Genomic DNA, 17,043 nt, shown 5'->3' on the forward strand with positions numbered 1-17,043 from the left:
CTACCAAAACAGATGTTCGAGCGGACCGGCGGGCAGCGAAAGCTGCAACAGGCCAGCAAAGATCAGCCAGACCCCGAGACAGATCGCGATGCCGATCGGGATCGTGAACCACAGCTTGCGCTTGCCGAAGCCGGCGGCGGTGGCTGCGAAGAGCAGGCCCGTCGCGATCGAGAAGCCCAACGGCTTCAGCAGCAGCATCTGCGCGGCGAGACCGCCGATGATCCAGATGACCGGACCGACCTCCTGGCGTTCACGCACCGGAAAATCGCCCCGAAGCGCCTCGAAGACGGTCCATGCGGCAAGCAGCAGCAGACCGCTGGCGATCACGAAGGGAATGGTGGCCGGCCCGACGCCGGAATAGCCGCCCGCGCCCGCCAGCCGGGACGTATCCCAGAAGATCAGACCGCCAAGCGCGGCGAGGAATACGGCGATGAAAAGCGCCGCCCGATCGGGGCGGCGTTTCTCCGTCGAAGGGGCGTGACCCTTGCTCATTGAACCAGACCAATGTCCTTGAGGACGGTTTCGGTTGCCGATACGTCCTTGGCCAGCTGTTCCTTGAAGGCGTCACCGGCGAGATAGGTATCCTGCCAGCCCTTGGTCTTCAGGGTTTCCTGCCAGCCGGCGGACTTTGCCAGCTTTTCGATATCAGCCGAAACGGCAGCCTTCTGCTCGTCGGTCAGGCCCGGAGCAGCGGCAACCATGCGCCAGTTCTGGACGACGACGTCAAGACCGCTTTCCTTGATGGTCGGCGCATCGACGCCGGCGATACGTTCGGCGCTGGAAACGGCCAGCAAACGAAGCGTGCCCGATTTCACCTGGCTTTCGAACTCGCCGTAACCCGAGATACCGGCCGTCACCTGGCTACCGAGAATGGCGGCCAGTGCTTCGCCTCCGCCGGAGAACGCGATGTAGTTGATCTTGGTCGGATCGACGCCGGCCGCCTTGGCAATCAGGCCAACCGCGATATGGTCGGTGCCGCCGGCAGAGCCGCCGCCCCAGGAGACTGCGCCCGGATCCTTCTTCAGGGCCTCGACGAGGTCGCCCATGGTCTTCAGCGGCGAATCCGCCGGAACGACGATCGCTTCGTATTCGCCGGTCAGGCGGGCGATCGGGGTGACGTCATTGAGCGTCACCGGCGATTTGTTGGTGAGGATTGCACCGACCATGACGTAGCCGCCGACGATCAGGGCGTTGGCATTGCCGGCCGACTGGCTGGCGAACTGCGCAAGGCCGATCGTGCCGCCGGCGCCGGGCACGTTCTGTACCTGAACGTTACCGGAAATGCCTTCGGACTGCATCACCGACTGGATCGAGCGGGCCGTCTGGTCCCAGCCGCCGCCCGGATTGGCCGGCGCGATGATGGTGTAGTCGGCAGCAACGGCCGGCAGGGCGAGAGCGCCGGCGAGAATGGATGCCAGAAAAAACTGTTTCAAGATTAGTCCTCCGTCAGGCGCGCTCGTGTTTGGCGCGCAGTGTTCATCTTTGCGGACGGGAATGGCTCACCAACAAAATCAGGCGCGGCTAACCTCAAAGGCTCGCCATTGCGCCGGGTCTGATGAAACTCCTCCCATACGCCTCGATCATCCGCCTCCACGGACGATGAAGAACTGCAAGGCACCACACCAAGCTGTCATTTACCTGACATCGCGCGGAACCCTGCCCGAATAATCTCCGCTAATTTTTGCGCCCCGTCCAGCGGAGCGTTAAAACTTCTACTGGAGCCGCAAAACTTCATTCCAGCGGGCAATCAGCCGCGCCCGCTTGACCTGATCGAGATAGACCATCAGTCCGGGACTGACGGGAACCGGCCGCAACTGCGCGCCGAGCATCTCGCGCATGGTGTTGGCGGTGTTTGCGCCCGCCACGTCCGGGCTGACGGCAGGGATCTGCAACTCGCGCGCCATGATCGTCTGGCCTTCCTTCGACATGAAGAACTCCAAGTAACGCCGGCCGAGATCTGGCGAGGCGGCGGCCTGCGGCACCAGCCCGATGCGCGACATGACGACGGTATAATCCCGCGGCAGCACGATGCCGACATCCGGATGGCGCGAGGCCCAGTCGGCGGCATAGGAGCCGAGAATATTGTAGCCGAGCACGAAGCGACCGTCGGAGACCCGCTCGAGGATGGCCGAACTGGTCGAATAGAGCTTCACCCCGGCCGCACCCATCGTCTGGATCACCGACCAGATATCGCCGAACTGCTCCTGGTCGCGCGCCATGAACAGGAAACCGACACCGGACCGCTCGATATCGTAGGTGCCGATCTTGCCGAAGACGGCGCTGCCCTGGCGTTTCAGATAATCGACGAACTCGGCTCGCGTCGAGGGCGGCTTTTCCTTGATGAAACTCGGCTTGTGGTAGACGAAGACCGCCGGCTCGAAGGTCAGCGCATAGGCGGTGTTGCGCCAGTTGGCCCAGGCCGGCCAACGGCCGCTCATCGGTAGGTCGCTGCGCTGCGCGTAGCCATCATTGCTAAGCTTGACCTGCAGGTCCATCGCCGAGGAAAAGGCGAAATCCGCAGTCTTTTCACCGGCATCGGTCTCCTTGACGATCCGGTCGTAGATTTCGCCGGTCAGCATGTCCTCGTAGCGCACGGCGACATCCGGATTGGCCGCCTGGAAGCCGACGATCATCGGCCTCGCCAGAGGCTCGTCGAGCGAGGAATAGACGATGACGGTCGGCGCCGCCGCATCGCCCGAAAGCGCCGGAAACAGAACCGGCTGGGCGGCGGCGGACGACGCGAACAGTGAGAGAAGACAGAGACCGGCAAGGAAACGCATAAAACGATATTGCCGCAGCCTCCGCCCGTTCACAAGCGCAAGCACGCCCGATAGAGTGGCATCAGGGAGACAGCGGATTTGCGGATACTACTGGTCGAGGACAATAAGGCGCTTTCGGAAGGGCTTTTCGCCATCCTTCGCGGCAGCGGCTATGCGGTCGATGTCGTTCACGACGGTGCTTCGGCCGATGCGGTGACATCAACCGAAACCTTCGATCTCGTCATCCTCGATCTCAACCTGCCGGAAATGGACGGTCTCGACGTGCTGCGCTCGATGCGGGCGCGGCAGAACAAGGCGGCGGTGCTGATCCTGACGGCACGGGGAACGCAGGAAGAAAAGATCAAGGGGCTCGATCTCGGCGCCGATGACTACATGATCAAACCCTTCGACATCAGCGAATTCGAGGCGCGTGTCCGGGTTCTTCTGCGTCGGCAGGCCGGACTTCGCTCGTCGCTGGTCAGCTACGGCAAAATTTCGTTCGACCTCAATTCCCGAACGTTTTCCGCCGATGGGATCACCGTCGATATTCCCGCCCGCGAACTCGGCCTGCTCGAAATCCTGTTCATGCGTGCCGGAAAGGTGGTTGGCAAGGAGGCCATCATCCAGTCGCTGACGGCCTTTGACGACGATCTCAGCGCCAACGCCATCGAGCAATATGTCAGCCGATTGCGCAAGCGCCTGGCGCCGCATGGGCTGACGGTTCGCACGGCGCGCGGTATCGGCTACTATCTCGACAAGATGGCGGACGCGTGATGGCGCGGGCCACCTATTCGCTCCGTCGTCGGCTGCTTGCCTGGCTGCTGATCTCGACCGCCGTCATCGGCGCGCTTGCCCTAACCGACACCTATCGGGAAGCCGTCAACACGGCGAATGTCGTCTCCGACCGCGTGCTCGCCGGCTCGGCTCTGGCGATCGCCGAACGGGTCGTGGTCGCCGAAGACGGTTCGCTTGAGGTCGACATCCCCTATGTCGCGCTGGAGATGCTGACCTCGGCGGCGCAGGACCGGGTCTTCTACCGCGTCGACGGCCCGCCCGGACACTTCATCACCGGCTATCAGAACCTTCCCTCGGTCGCCGACATGAACGGCCAATCGGCGGTATACGCCGATGCGCAGTTCCGCGGCGAACCGATCCGGGTCGCCGCCCTTGAGCGCTCCGCCTCCACGGGCATCAACTCGGTGCCTTTCGTCGTCACCGTTGCCGAAACGACGATCGCCCGGCGTCAACTGACGCAGGCCATTCTCTTGCGTTCGGCGCTGCGCCTGATGATGATGATCCTCGGCGCCGCGGCCATCGTCTGGATTGCGGTGACCTTTTCGCTGCGGCCGCTCTACCGCCTCGGCGACGCGATTGCCGAACGCAGCCCCGACGACCTGCATCCGATCGATCAATCGGTGCCGAGTGAAGTCGAGGGGCTGGTTGAGACGGTCAACTCCTTCATGGTGCGGCTGCAATCGGCGCTCGATGCGCTCCGGCATTTCTCCGGCAATGCCAGCCACCAGCTGCGCACGCCGCTGGCGATCATCCGCACCCAGTTGGCGCTGTCCACCCGCGCCACGACTTTGGAGGAAGCGCAGGCCGCCGCCCGCAAGGGAGATGAGGCCGTTGCCCACGCCGAGCGTATTTTGGCGCAACTGCTGCTGATGGCAAAGATCGACGCAGCCGGATCGACACAGCCGCAGCCTGTCGAGATCATCGACCTGATGCCGCTCGCCCAGCAGATCACCGGCGATCGCGTCCCCGGCGCCAGCGTAGCCGGTATAGACCTCGGTTTCGAGGGTGATGGCAGCGCACCGATCCGGGCGGAACCTCTCCTGATCGGAGAGCTTCTGCGAAACCTGATCGAAAACGCCATCGCCTATGCCGGTAAGGGGGCGGAGGTGACGGTTCGTGTTGGCGCGCAGGACGGCACGATCCGGCTCGACGTCGAAGACAACGGCCCCGGCATCCCGCCGGAAAGCCGGCAGGTCGCGCGCCAGCGTTTCGCGCGCGGCGGACGCGGCGAAGCACCGGGGATGGGATTGGGTCTGCCGATCGTCGAAGAAATCGCCGGTCTGTTCGGCGGACATCTCACGCTTGGGGAAGGGCCGGATGGCAGAGGGCTGAAAGCCTCGGTGACATTTCCGGCCGCAGATTGCCCCTAGCGGTGGCGACCTGTCATAAGCGAGGTCGTTTCACGGGTCTGAACGAGAAGGATCGCGTTCCAGATCATCTGGACAAAACCGCGATCAGACGGGCTCGACAGCTTGCGCTGCGAAAACATGATATGCTCCATTGGCTTGTTGCGAGGGTGAGATAGCACTCCGCCATGTATTTCTCCAGAGGGAGAAAAGCAAATCTGCCCTGCGCGGCAAGCATGGCAGATAAATCTAAAAATCGTTCATGCGAAATACGCAACTCTACAAGTAAATCCGCACGATATATAATTATGCTTTCATCGATAATTGCCTGATGAATCAATGTCTTGCTTCCGAACGGCAAAACGGCGCCATCGACAGGTTTCTTGACACTTTTTTGGGGCTCGAAAGACCGGTTTCGCGTGCCGCCCGTGGATGGCAGCGTACCTTTCGTCGAAATGGCTTTTGGTTTTTTCCCGTGCCATGCTGCGGCAAAGCAGACGGGAGAAAACCATGACGGAACATTTCAGGGCACTCGTGATCGACGACAGCGACGGCAAACCGGTGGCCGGTTTCCGGGACCTGACGCTTGCTGATCTTCCGAATCACGACGTGCTGGTCGAGGTTCTGTTTTCGACGCTCAACTACAAGGATGGTCTTGCTGTCTCCGGCAAGGGCCGCATCGCCCGCCGCCTGCCGATGGTGGCCGGGGTCGATCTCGCCGGCATCGTCGTCGAATCGCGTAACCCGGACTGGAAACCGGATGACAAGGTGGTGGTCAACGGCTGGGGCATGTCGGAAACCGAATGGGGCGGCTATACCCGTTTCCAGCGACTGAAGCCCGAATGGCTGACACGCCTGCCGGAGACTTTCACCCTGGAAGAAAGCATGGCGATCGGCACCGCCGGATACACGGCCGCCCTTGCGATCGAAGCGCTCGAAGCGTGGGGCAAGATCAAGTCGGATAAGCGCGAGATTCTGGTCACCGGCGCCGCGGGCGGCGTCGGCTCGGTGGCGATCAGCCTGCTCGCGGCGCGCGGCTACAAGGTCACCGCATCGACGGGACGCCCGGAAACGCTCACCTATCTTTCAGGCCTTGGCGCCACAGGCTTTGTCGATCGCGCCGAACTGGCGGCAAAAGGCGGTGCACTGCAGAAGGAGCGCTGGGTTGGAGCCATTGATTCCGTCGGCTCGACCACTCTTGCCAACGTATTGGCGCAGACTTTCCAGAGCGGCGCGGTCGCCGCCTGCGGTCTCGCCGGCGGCGCCGACCTGCCGGCGACCGTCATGCCGCATATCCTGCGCGGTGTGGCTCTTCTCGGCATCAATTCGGTAACCGCGCCGCATGCCGAGCGCGACAGGGCCTGGGCCATCCTTGCAGAAAGCCTCGATCGCCAGCGCCTGGCGGCGATGACGACGATCGAGCCGCTATCCAACCTGCCGCAACTGGCGGAAGATATCGTCGCCGGAAAGATCCGCGGCCGCGTCGTCGTCGACGTGACGAAATAGACCGACGGTTTCCATGCGACGGCCGCGCTCAGGGTGAACGCGGCCGCGTCGCTTACCTCATCGTATAGACGTCAACCGTGAAATACTTGTCGTTGATCGCCTTGTAGGTTCCGTCGGCGCGGATATCGACAAGCGCCTTGTTCAGCTTTTCGCGAAGATCGTTATCCTCCTGGCGCACCGCGATGCCGACGCCGTCGCCGACGAATTTCTTGTCGGTGATCGGCTCGCCGATCAGTTCGCAGCACTTGCCGTCATTGTTCTTGGTGACCCAGTCGAGCATAGGAAGCATGTCGCCGACTTCCATGTCGAGGCGGCCATTGGCCATGTCGAGATTGGCTTCGTCCTGCGTCGGATAGAGCTTGATCTCGGCATCCGGATAGACGGCAGCGATATACTCGGCCTGCGTCGTGCCCGACTGCGCGCCGATCACCTTGCCCTTCAGCGCCTCGTTGGTGAACGACGTAATGCCGGCACCCTTTGCGGCAACATGGGTCATGGCGGCGAGATAATAGGGATCGGTAAAGGCGACCTGCTTCTTGCGCTCCTCGGTGATGAACATCGAGGCAATGATGAGATCGTATTTCTTGGCGATCAGGCCGGGAATGATACCGTCCCAATCCTGCGCCACGACCTCGCATTCAACCTGCATCTTGGCGCAGAGCGCCAGGCCTATATCGACGTCGAAGCCGCCGATCTTGCCGGCGGAATCGATGAAATTGAAGGGAGGATAGGCGCCTTCCGTGCCGATCCTCAGCTTTTCGGCGGCACCGGCCGATGTCGTGGCGAAGATGCCGGCACAGGCCAGGGCCAGTGCGATGATCTGTTTTCTCATGCGTTCAATTCCCCTTGTTGCGCATCGTTTGCCGATGCTTCAGGGAAACTTTAGGCCCGAAACCCACATAAACGAAATAGATAGGGACAATAGCGGGTATAAACCAGGTTGATCACGAGACCATCAAGGCAGCGCTAGAATGTCGGCGGCGTGTTGATCCACAACAGCACGGTCTGGCCATCGTGCCGGTTCGACCAGGCATGATGACGGCGGCTTTCGAAATAGAGGGAATCACCGGGGTTCAGATCGTGGAACTGATCGGAATCAAGCACGAATTCCACCCGGCCGGACAGCACATAGACGAACTCCTCGCCTTCGTGCTTGTAGGCGCCCTCGCTGGAGGCGCCCGGCTCCAGCACGAAGCGATGGCAATCCATCTGGTTTCGGCCCTCGGCCAGCAGCTGCACGGTGACGCCCGGCGTCGTACGCGGCCAGGCACGCCACTCGCCGGAACGGACCAGAGCCCGCACCTCCGGTTCGTCTTCGCCGGAAAGACTGGACACCGTCGTTCCGAAATATTCCGCGAGGTTATGCAGCACCGCGACGGAGACGCCCTGCGAGGTGCGCTCCAGCGTCGAGAGAACCGAAGCCGCGATGCCGATATCACCGGCCACCTGCTCCAGTGTCTTGCCGGCCGCATGCCGCAGGCTCCTCAGTTTACGGCCGACCTGCGATTGCGGTATTGCATCGCCAGCAGCGGGCAGACCGGTATCGTCGAGTTCGTTCGCTTCGGCCTCGAGCGCTTCGCGAATGGCAGCCGGGTTGAGACCGCGCTCGGCGCGGAACCAGGAGATGCGCTTCAGCTGGGCGACATCGCCTTCGCTATATTGGCGGTGACCGGTGACCGAGCGCCCCGGCACCACAAGACCTTGCGTCTCCCAGAGCCGCAGTGTCGAGGCGGAAACGCCGGCAAGCCTTGCCGCCTCCGCAACCTTGTATCGAACTGTCATGGCATCGCTCATAGGCCGCCACACGAAAAGGTCATGCGATCAATGTTCCAGATCGCGAAACAGATCTTCGCCGCTGTCGACACGACGCGAACCTCGATCGGTAGCCGGCACATCTTCACGGTCTGGCACCTTCAGCTCGAAGGGCAGGCGCTTTTCTTCGGCGATGCGCAGCATCAGCAGGCGAATGGCGTCGGAAACCGAAAGCCCCATGGCGTCCAGCGCCGCAATGGCCTTTTGTTTTGTTGCGGAATCGATGCGGGCACGGATAATGGCATCTGCTGTCATGGCATCATTCTCCTGATTGCTACACGCTACAATAATGCGCCCTGAAAACCTTTGCCGGGCATTGGCCGCGAAATTTCTACGTGTTTCCAAATTTTTACGTGTTTGAAGTGTCAGAAAATATCCATTCAATGCTTAATGCATCAATGTAGCCACACATGAACGCGAGTGACAAGAAAAAGCATCACAAATGCTGCATTTCCGATCACTATAATTAATTTGCAAACCTACAGAAAAAATATAGGATTTACGAAATCCCTTCCCTCGCTCATCAGGATGATAGCCGTGACCAGTTTGACCGATCGCAAGAATGCAGCCATTTCCCGCGGTGTGGGCATGACCACGCAGATCTATGCGGACCGGGCGGAAAATTCCGAAATCTGGGACAAGGAAGGCAATCGCTACATCGATTTCGCCGCAGGCATCGCCGTGGTCAACACCGGTCACCGCCATCCGCGCGTCATCGAGGCCGTCAAGGCGCAGCTCGATCGCTTTACCCACACCTGCGCGCAGGTCGTTCCCTACGAAAGCTACGTGCATCTGGCCGAGCGCCTGAACGCGATCACGCCCGGAGACTTCGCCAAGAAGACGGTCTTCGTGACCACCGGCGCCGAAGCCGTTGAAAATGCCGTCAAGATCGCCCGCGCCGCCACCGGCCGCTCTGCCGTCATCGCCTTCAGCGGCGGCTTCCACGGCCGCACCTTCATGGGCATGGCGCTGACCGGCAAGGTCGTTCCCTACAAGGTCGGCTTCGGCGCCATGCCGGGCGACGTCTTCCACGTGCCCTTCCCGATCGAGCTTCACGGCGTCAATGTCGAGCAGTCGCTCGCCGCGCTGAAGAAACTCTTTGCCGCCGATGTCGATCCGGCGCGCGTCGCCGCGATCATCCTCGAGCCGGTGCAGGGCGAAGGTGGCTTCTATCCCGCCCCGGCAGCTCTGATGCGGGCGCTGCGCGACATCTGCGACCAGCACGGCATCCTGTTGATCGCCGACGAGGTACAGACGGGCTTTGCCCGTACCGGCAAGATGTTTGCGATGGAACATTACGACGTGGTGCCGGACCTGATGACCATGGCGAAGAGCCTCGCCGGCGGCTTCCCGCTCGCAGCGGTCACCGGCCGCGCCGAGATCATGGATGGACCCGGCCCCGGCGGCCTTGGCGGCACCTATGGCGGCAGCCCGATGGGTATTGCCGCGGCCCATGCCGTGCTCGATGTCATCAAGGACGAAAACCTCTGCGAACGGGCCGAGCAACTGGGCGGTCGGCTGAAGCAACGCCTTGCCGCCATTGCCGAACAGGCTCCGGAAATCGTCGATATCCGCGGTCCGGGCTTCATGAACGCGGTCGAATTCAACGATGTGAAGACCAATCTGCCGAGCGCCGATTTCGCCAACCGCGTCCGCCTGATCGCGCTTGAGAAGGGCCTGATCCTGCTCACCTGCGGCGTGCATGGCAACGTCATCCGCTTCCTCGCGCCGATCACCATCCAGGACGAAGTCTTCGCCGAGGCGATGGACATTCTGGAAGCCTCGATCCTGGAAGCCCGCGCCTAACGGCGGCACCAGCTTCATGACATCTGCCATCGGGCAGCAGCGTCCTGCTGCCCGATGGACCAGGCTGTGTTTATCGGCTATCGGCATTGTCCCCGCGACCGGATATTGCCGCCCTGCGCTGCCTGCGCGGACCGCCAGAAAGGATCTCCGATGATCTTTACCGACACATTGATCGCCCATGTCAGAGATCCGCATCTGCTCGGACTGGTGAATGCGCCGGCCGCGCCTTCGGCAAAGACCTTCGACGTCCATAACCCATCGAACGGCGTCCTGCTCGCCACCCTGCCCGATATGGGCGTCGTGGAAACCCGCACCGCGATCGATGACGCCTACGCCGCGCAATTTCCCTGGGCCGAGCGTCCGGCCGGCGAGCGCAGCACGATCCTGCGCCGCTGGCATGACCTCGTCATCGCCCATATCGATGATCTCGCAGCAATCCTGACGGCCGAAATGGGCAAGCCGCTCAGCGAAGCCCGGTCCGAAGTACAGCACGCGGCCGCCTATATCGAATGGTATGCGGAAGAGGCCAAGCGCGTCTACGGCGAAACCATTCCCGCGCCCTCGACGGACCGCCGCATGATGGTGATCAAGCAGCCGGTCGGCGTCGTCGGCACGATCACACCCTGGAACTTCCCGGCATCGATGGTCGCACGAAAAATTTCGCCGGCGCTGGCGGTCGGCTGCACGGTCATCCTGAAGCCCGCCGAACAGACGCCGCTGGTGGCGCTGGCCATGCATGCGCTGGCCCTCCGTGCCGGCTTTCCAAAGGGCGTCTTCAATCTCATCCTCGCCTCGGAAGGCGACGCGATCGGCCGCGAACTCTGCACCAATTCCAGAGTACGCAAGATCAGCTTCACCGGCTCGACCGAAGTCGGCCGCATCCTGATGCGGCAATGTTCCGAGCAGATCAAGAAAGTCAGCCTCGAACTCGGCGGCAGCGCGCCCTTCATCGTCTTCGACGACGCCGATATCGACGCAGCCGTCGATGGCGCCATCCAGGCGAAGTTCCGCAATGCCGGCCAGACCTGCACCTCGGCCAACCGAATCTATGTCCAAAGCCGCGTTCACGACGAATTCGCCCGCAAACTGGCGGCCGAAGTGGCAAAGCTGAAGGTCGGCGACGGCTTTTCCAAAGGCGTCACCATCGGCCCGCTGATCGATGCTCGGGCGATCGAAAAGGTCGAAACGCATGTCAATGACGCGATCGACAAGGGCGCGACGCTTCTCTGCGGCGGCAAACGCGTCTCCGGCGCCTTCTTCGAGCCGACCGTGCTTGCCAATGTCGGCAAGGGCATGCTGGTCGCCTGCGACGAAACCTTCGGGCCTGTCGCCCCGATCATCCGTTTCGAGACGATGGAAGACGTCATCCTGCAGGCCAACGACACGATCTACGGTCTCGCCGCCTATTTCTACGCGACGGAGCTGAAAAAGGTCTGGCGCGTGGCGGAGGCGCTGGAATACGGCATGATCGGCATCAATACCGGCCGCATGTCCTCCGAAGCCGCCCCTTTCGGTGGCCTCAAGCAATCCGGCATCGGCCGCGAAGGCTCCCGCCACGGCGCCGAGGACTATCTGGAGATGAAATATCTCTGCATGGGGAATATATGAGGCGAAGTCAGTGCATTGCAATCGTAACGGCCACACCTGCGGCAACTGCCGCAGCATGAAGTCGCCGATCGCGTGTCCACAGCTGACCACCCGCAGTCAGGCGAAGCGATGTTAAAAGATGCGCATCAACATATCCGATGCCCGATCCAACGAGCTTTTGCCGCTCGATCAACTCCAGCACTTCTGCATCGCGTGCTGGCACGACATGCGGAAGCCTTTGCAGCCTGCGGAGAATGACATGTCGATCTTTAACCCCGCCCACCGCCAATTCCCCGACGATGAATGGATGACAAAGAACCTTGTTTTGCATTAGCAGATCGACAAGCATCTCGGTGCCATGCCGAAAATGCTCAATCCAAACTGACGTATCGACGAGAACCATTATTTAATCCAGCCACGGTCGGCGCCGTGGGATATCCTCGAGATCCGGCTGGCTTCCGCCGAGCAATGCCAAGCGCCGCGCACTTTCCCGCTGGATAAGTGCCGTCAACGCCTCCCGCATCAAAGCGCTCTTTTCCTTTATTTCCGTCAGTTCCTGCGCTTCTTCAAGCAACTCATCGTCCAGAACGATCGTGGTGCGCATCACATGGCTCCCCTATATGCGCATCAAATATGTCATCGATTGATGCTTATTTCAATGCCTCCGGACGCATCCCTATCTCGGCCAGCACCTCATGCGTATGCTCCCCAAGCCTTGGCGCACCGCGATCCAGCGCAAGTTCAGAGTCGGAAAACTGAATGGGCGTGCGCACCCCCGGTGCCGTTCCCGATGCAGAACCGGTATGCGGCGTGTCAATCCGCATGCCCCGATGGAGAATCTGCGGATCGGCGAAGACGTCGGCCACCGTATTGATCGGCCCGCCGGGCACGCCGGCCGCTTCCAGCATGCCGAGCAGGGTATCGCGATCAAAAGTCTGCGTTCGCGCCGCCAGTTGCGGCGTCAGCGTGTCGCGATGTTTGACCCGCTCGGCATTGGTCAGATAACGCGGATCCGTCGCAAGGTGGTCGAGATCGAGCAGCGTGCAGAACTTGACGAACTGCCGGTCGTTGCCGACGGCGACGATCAGATGGCCGTCAGAGACCGGAAAGACCTGATACGGCGCGATGTTGGGATGCGCATTGCCGAGGCGGCGCGGTGATTGTCCGGAGACGAGGAAATTCAGCGCCTGATTGGCCAAAACCCCGGTCATGCTGTCGAACAGCGCCATGTCGACCTGCTGGCCGACGCCGGTGCGCTCGCGCATGTGAAGTGCTGCCTGAATGGCGATGACGCCGTAAAGACCGGTGAAAATATCGGCGAAGGCAACGCCGATCTTCTGCGGTTCGCCTTCCGGATCGCCGGTCAGGTCCATGATGCCGCTCATGCCCTGGATGATATAGTCGTAGCCGGCGCGATGGGCATAAGGCCCGTCCTGGCCGAAGCCGGTGACCGAACAATAGATCAGACGCGGATTGATCTTTTTCAGGCTTTCATAGTCGAGCCCGTATTTTGCCAGTCCGCCGACCTTGAAGTTTTCCAGCAGAACGTCCGACTGTGCCGCCAGCCGCCGCACCGCCTCCTGCCCGTCTTCCGTGGTGAAATCGAGCACTACCGAGCGCTTGCCGCGATTGCAGGCATGAAAATAGGCGGCATCCAGATGCCCGCCACCTTCGCCCTCGATGAAGGGCGGCCCCCAGGTGCGCGTATCGTCGCCGGCCGGACTTTCCACCTTGATGACGTCGGCGCCGAGATCGGCCAGCGTCTGGCCGATCCAGGGGCCGGCAAGAATCCGGGCGAGCTCGAGAACCTTCAGGCCCTTCAACGGCGTTTCCATGCCCGCGCTCAGAAAAAGGCCTGCAGCCCGGTCTGGGCGCGGCCGAGGATCAGGGCATGCACATCATGGGTGCCTTCATAGGTGTTGACCGTTTCGAGGTTCACCATATGGCGCATCACCTGATAATCCTCGGAAATGCCGTTGCCGCCATGCATGTCGCGGGCGGCACGGGCGATATCCAGTGCCTTGCCGCAATTGTTGCGCTTGACGATCGAGATCATTTCCGGGGCCATGCGGCCCGCATCCATCAGCTGGCCGACCCTAAGCGAGGCTTGCAGCCCGAGTGTGATTTCCGTCTGCATGTCGGCGAGCTTCTTCTGGAAAAGCTGCGTCTGCGCCAGTGGCCTTCCGAACTGCTTGCGGTCGAGCCCGTATTGCCGGGCCGCATGCCAGCAGAATTCCGCCGAGCCGAGCACGCCCCAGGAAATGCCGTAGCGGGCACGGTTGAGGCAGCCGAACGGCCCCTTGAGCCCCTCGACATTCGGCAGCAACGCGTCTTCGCCAACCTCGACATTATCGAGTACGATTTCGCCGGTGATCGAGGCGCGCAAGGACAGCTTGCCGCCGATCTTGGGAGCCGAAAGGCCCTTCATGCCCTTTTCCAGCACGAAGCCGCGGATGGCATTGCCATGCGCCTCGGATTTCGCCCAGACGACGAAGACGTCGGCGATCGGCGCATTGGAAATCCACATCTTCGAGCCGGTGAGCCTATAGCCGCCTTCGGTCTTCACCGCCCGCGTCTTCATGCCGCCGGGGTCGGAGCCTGCATCCGGCTCGGTCAGGCCGAAACAGCCGATAAACTCACCGCTGATCAGTTTTGGCAGATACTTCTGGCGCTGCTCTTCCGAGCCATAGGCATGGATCGGGTAGATGACGAGGGAAGACTGGACGCTCATCATCGAACGATAGCCGCTGTCAACACGCTCGACTTCACGGGCAACCAGACCATAAGCCACGTAGGATGCCCCGACGCCGCCGTAGGTATCCGGCACAGTGACGCCGAGCAGGCCGAGGTCGCCCATTTCGCGGAAGATCGAGGGATCGGTCGTTTCGTTGCGATAGGCGTCGATCACGCGCGGCTGCAACTTGTCCTGCGCATAGGCGCGGGCGGTATCGCGGATCATCCGCTCGTCCTCGGAAAGCTGATCGTCCAGCAGAAACGGATCGTCCCACTGGAATTCCTGTCTTGCAGCCATGTCGTCCTCCCGTCACTTTCCTTCTTCTATCCGTTATGGCAAGCCGGGCAGGGCGATACAAACGAAAATGCGGCACTGGCTCATGCGCTGCGGGAATGGCGGCCTGCGAAGACGTGCAAGCGATTTTGACGGGAAAAGAACATGGCTCACCTCGATAGAACGCGCGCGACGCGATTGATGGAGATTGCAGGACTCGATGCCCTGCTCCTGCTGTCGCCCGAAAGCTTCACTTATGCGACGGGCGCACCGGCCGGCGTCGCAACGATGTGGCGGCGCGCGGGTGCCGTGGCTGCGATCATTCCTGCCAATCCGGCTTTGACCGAGAGTGCCGTCGTTACAGACCTTTTCGAGGCCGCCTTCCGCGCCTCCAGTGCCATCACCGATATCCGCACCAATCCGATCTGGGTCGAGACCGGTGATATCAGGGGCATGGATGCGGGAGCGCTTTCGCCGGAAGAGCTGATAGAATCCGCCTGGGCAAAACAGGGGCGACCCGCCGGCTTTCAGCGCCCGGAGACATTTGACGCCGCCCGTGGTTTCGGCTTGGCCCGTGCGCTTCTCGCAGAGAAGCGACTGGACAAAGGCCGGATCGGCGTCGAGTTCGACGGGCTGTCTGTAATCGATTTCCACCTGCTTTCGGAGGCGTTGCCCGGTGCCGAGCTCGTCGATGCTTCGGACCTCGTCCGCCGATTGAAGATGATCAAGTCTCCCATCGAGATCGGCCATCTGCGCACGGCCGTCGAACTTGCCGAAGCCGGTATCGCCACCCTGCGCGAGACAATCGACGTCGGCGTCAGCCGCGATGCGCTTGCCGCAGCGTGGGAAAAAGGCGTTCGGGCAGAAGCGGCGCGGCGCAATGTCCAGAACCTGACCGGGCTTTGGGAATATGTCTCCGTCGGCGAGAACCCGTGGACCAGGGGCGGCGTGATCCAGCGCGGAGATCTCGTAAAGGTCGATGTCGGCTGTTTGATCGCCGGCTATACATCCGATACCGGCCGCACCTTCGTCTGCGGAATGCCTTCGCCCCTTCAGGCCCGGCTGTTCGACGCCCTGCAGACCGCCTACGATGCAGGTCTCCCGCTTCTGAGGCCCGGTATCGCCATGAGCGAGGTGCACGGGATCACGACCGAGGCGATGGCGAAGGCTGGTTTTCCAAGTTATACACGCGGCCATTTCGGCCATGGGCTGGGCGCCGGCCTCGGCAGCGAGGAATGGCCGTTCCTGTCGCGGCAATCGGATGTGATCATCGAGCCGGGCATGGTGCTCGCCTTCGAGACCCCGTGGTACGTGGATTGTGTCGGCGGCATGATCATCGAAAACCAGTTGCTGATCACCGCGGATGGTCACGAGATCATGAACCGGCTACCCTCCGGCCTCGTCTCCCTCTGATCGCGGTTTCCCATGCCCGACAATCGCCTTGAACGCTTCGCGCACAATCTCGACTGGAACCTGCTGCGTACCTTCGTCGTCCTGGTCGAGGAAGGGAGCATCACGGCGGCGGCCAACCGGCTGCTGTTGCAGCAGCCTGCCGTCAGCATGGCGCTGAAGCGGCTGGAACTGACTGTCGGCCAGAAACTGATCGACCGCCGGCCGGGCCGCTTCGACCTGACGGAAGCCGGCGAAAAGCTGCACCGCCAGTGCCGCGACATCTTCGCCGCGGTCGTGCGGCTGCCGAATGCGCTGGAGACCGCCGGCGAAGACGTCACCGGCCATGTCAGTATTCATTCGGTCAGCCACGCGCACAATCCCGCCTGGGACCGCAAGCTCGAAAGCTTCTTCCGCCTGCATCCGAAGGTGACGATCAGCATCACGGTCGAAACCACCGTCAGCGTCATCAGCGCGGTCGAACGCAACATCGCCACCATGGGGCTTTGCGACGGCAATATCCCCGATACCCTGACCAGGGTGCTTCATATCCGCGAACGGTACGGGCTCTATTGCGGCCGCGGCCACCGGCTGTTCGGTGTCAGGGGCGCCGCGCTGAACGACCTGCGCGGCGATCCCTATATCGCCTTCATCGCCGATGTTCTGGGCGGCCAGCATATGAACGCCATCACCGCGGTGCGCGCCATGGGCTCCTTCGGCCAGCAGGTGCGCGCCGTCTCCTGCAATGTCGAGGAAGTGCTTCGGCTGATCGCTGCGAATATCGGCATCGGCATGGTGCCCGATCATCTGGCGGCACCGGGCCTTGCGGCAGGCGACCTCTGGCAGTTGCCGCCCTATGATCTCCTGCCGACGACGGATGTCTTTCGCATTGCCAACCCGAACGCGATCCTCAACCCTGCGGAAGCCGCCTTCCTCAAGCATATCAAGGATACCGAACCGCTGGACCACAGCATGGAGCATCAATTTGCCTGATAGCCACCTTCGAGACTATAAATTTGAACATTGAGGCGTCGGC

Annotated in this window: 18 protein-coding genes; 7 read left to right on the plus strand and 11 right to left on the minus strand. The window is 61.8% G+C overall.

All coding sequences use genetic code 11. The features are described from left to right. The 3 genes from J2Z75_RS10550 to J2Z75_RS10560 form a co-directional block, all read right to left on the minus strand. Entirely contained in the window at window positions 1–492 is a 492-nt protein-coding gene (locus J2Z75_RS10550; RefSeq protein WP_209851623.1) for a tripartite tricarboxylate transporter TctB family protein, read from the minus strand. Next, window positions 489–1,433, minus strand: a complete 945-nt coding sequence (locus J2Z75_RS10555; RefSeq protein ID WP_209851625.1) for a Bug family tripartite tricarboxylate transporter substrate binding protein — start codon at window positions 1,431–1,433, stop codon at window positions 489–491. The genes J2Z75_RS10550 and J2Z75_RS10555 overlap by 4 nt, the downstream gene beginning before the upstream one ends. 279 nt (window positions 1,434–1,712) lie before the next feature. Beyond that, complete coding sequence (locus J2Z75_RS10560) at window positions 1,713–2,780, minus strand: ABC transporter substrate-binding protein (protein ID WP_209851627.1); 1,068 nt, start codon at window positions 2,778–2,780, stop codon at window positions 1,713–1,715. 78 nt (window positions 2,781–2,858) lie between these two features. Between J2Z75_RS10560 and J2Z75_RS10565 the strand changes: the two genes are divergently transcribed. Next, entirely contained in the window at window positions 2,859–3,533 is a 675-nt protein-coding gene (locus J2Z75_RS10565; RefSeq protein WP_209851629.1) for a response regulator, read from the plus strand. Beyond that, entirely contained in the window at window positions 3,533–4,924 is a 1,392-nt protein-coding gene (locus J2Z75_RS10570; protein ID WP_209851631.1) for a sensor histidine kinase, read from the plus strand. Before J2Z75_RS10565 ends, J2Z75_RS10570 begins: the two co-directional genes overlap by 1 nt. Here J2Z75_RS10570 and J2Z75_RS29510 read toward each other — a convergent pair. Further along, window positions 4,921–5,043 (minus strand): hypothetical protein, encoded by a 123-nt coding sequence (locus tag J2Z75_RS29510; protein WP_268842072.1) that lies wholly within the window; start codon window positions 5,041–5,043, stop codon window positions 4,921–4,923. The two genes, J2Z75_RS10570 and J2Z75_RS29510, sit on opposite strands and share 4 nt — an antisense overlap. A gap of 367 nt (window positions 5,044–5,410) precedes the next feature. Here J2Z75_RS29510 and J2Z75_RS10575 point away from each other — a divergent pair, with 367 nt between their 5' ends. Beyond that, the gene (locus J2Z75_RS10575; protein WP_209851632.1) at window positions 5,411–6,406 is read left to right on the plus strand and encodes an MDR family oxidoreductase; all 996 of its coding nucleotides are present in this window, start codon (window positions 5,411–5,413) and stop codon (window positions 6,404–6,406) included. 52 nt (window positions 6,407–6,458) lie between these two features. Here J2Z75_RS10575 and J2Z75_RS10580 read toward each other — a convergent pair whose 3' ends face one another. From J2Z75_RS10580 to J2Z75_RS10590, 3 genes are all read right to left on the minus strand, one after another. Next, window positions 6,459–7,238: an ABC transporter substrate-binding protein gene (locus J2Z75_RS10580; RefSeq protein ID WP_209851635.1), complete on the minus strand. Its 780-nt coding sequence runs from the start codon at window positions 7,236–7,238 to the stop codon at window positions 6,459–6,461. 134 nt (window positions 7,239–7,372) lie between these two features. Then, the gene (locus J2Z75_RS10585) at window positions 7,373–8,200 is read right to left on the minus strand and encodes a MerR family transcriptional regulator (RefSeq protein WP_209851638.1); all 828 of its coding nucleotides are present in this window, start codon (window positions 8,198–8,200) and stop codon (window positions 7,373–7,375) included. A 27-nt stretch (window positions 8,201–8,227) separates the two neighbouring features. Then, window positions 8,228–8,473 carry a type II toxin-antitoxin system RelB/DinJ family antitoxin gene (locus tag J2Z75_RS10590; RefSeq protein ID WP_209851641.1) on the minus strand — a complete coding sequence of 82 codons (246 nt, stop codon included), beginning with the start codon at window positions 8,471–8,473 and terminating at the stop codon, window positions 8,228–8,230. A 273-nt stretch (window positions 8,474–8,746) separates the two neighbouring features. Between J2Z75_RS10590 and J2Z75_RS10595 the strand changes: the two genes are divergently transcribed. Together J2Z75_RS10595 and J2Z75_RS10600 are read left to right on the plus strand one after the other, a co-directional pair. Next, window positions 8,747–10,024, plus strand: a complete 1,278-nt coding sequence (locus J2Z75_RS10595) for a 4-aminobutyrate--2-oxoglutarate transaminase (protein WP_209851644.1) — start codon at window positions 8,747–8,749, stop codon at window positions 10,022–10,024. Window positions 10,025–10,174: 150 nt separating this feature from the next. Continuing rightward, a complete protein-coding gene (locus J2Z75_RS10600; RefSeq protein WP_209851647.1) occupies window positions 10,175–11,632 on the plus strand; it encodes an NAD-dependent succinate-semialdehyde dehydrogenase in 1,458 nt (485 codons plus the stop codon). Window positions 11,633–11,639: 7 nt separating this feature from the next. Here the strand turns inward: J2Z75_RS10600 and J2Z75_RS10605 are convergent, their stop codons facing one another. Genes J2Z75_RS10605 through J2Z75_RS10620 form a run of 4 tightly spaced genes read right to left on the minus strand, consistent with a single transcriptional unit; the run spans window position 11,640 to window position 14,642 of the window. Next, window positions 11,640–12,014 (minus strand): type II toxin-antitoxin system VapC family toxin, encoded by a 375-nt coding sequence (locus J2Z75_RS10605; RefSeq protein ID WP_209851650.1) that lies wholly within the window; start codon window positions 12,012–12,014, stop codon window positions 11,640–11,642. Between the two features lie 3 nt (window positions 12,015–12,017). Further along, window positions 12,018–12,215: a type II toxin-antitoxin system VapB family antitoxin gene (locus J2Z75_RS10610; protein ID WP_209851653.1), complete on the minus strand. Its 198-nt coding sequence runs from the start codon at window positions 12,213–12,215 to the stop codon at window positions 12,018–12,020. Window positions 12,216–12,261: 46 nt separating this feature from the next. Continuing rightward, on the minus strand, window positions 12,262–13,446 hold the full coding sequence (locus J2Z75_RS10615; protein WP_209851656.1) for a CaiB/BaiF CoA transferase family protein: 1,185 nt from the start codon (window positions 13,444–13,446) through the stop codon (window positions 12,262–12,264). An 8-nt stretch (window positions 13,447–13,454) separates the two neighbouring features. Beyond that, a complete protein-coding gene (locus tag J2Z75_RS10620; protein WP_209851659.1) occupies window positions 13,455–14,642 on the minus strand; it encodes an acyl-CoA dehydrogenase in 1,188 nt (395 codons plus the stop codon). Between the two features lie 141 nt (window positions 14,643–14,783). On the opposite strand from J2Z75_RS10620, the gene J2Z75_RS10625 reads away from it, so the two are divergent. Both J2Z75_RS10625 and J2Z75_RS10630 read left to right on the plus strand, forming a co-directional pair. Next, window positions 14,784–16,031 carry a M24 family metallopeptidase gene (locus J2Z75_RS10625; RefSeq protein ID WP_209851662.1) on the plus strand — a complete coding sequence of 416 codons (1,248 nt, stop codon included), beginning with the start codon at window positions 14,784–14,786 and terminating at the stop codon, window positions 16,029–16,031. 12 nt (window positions 16,032–16,043) lie between these two features. After that, window positions 16,044–17,000 carry a LysR family transcriptional regulator gene (locus tag J2Z75_RS10630; RefSeq protein ID WP_209851665.1) on the plus strand — a complete coding sequence of 319 codons (957 nt, stop codon included), beginning with the start codon at window positions 16,044–16,046 and terminating at the stop codon, window positions 16,998–17,000. Window positions 17,001–17,043: the final 43 nt, after the last annotated feature.

The sequence above is a fragment of the Rhizobium herbae genome (genome assembly GCF_017873135.1).
Classification (GTDB): domain Bacteria; phylum Pseudomonadota; class Alphaproteobacteria; order Rhizobiales; family Rhizobiaceae; genus Pararhizobium; species Pararhizobium herbae.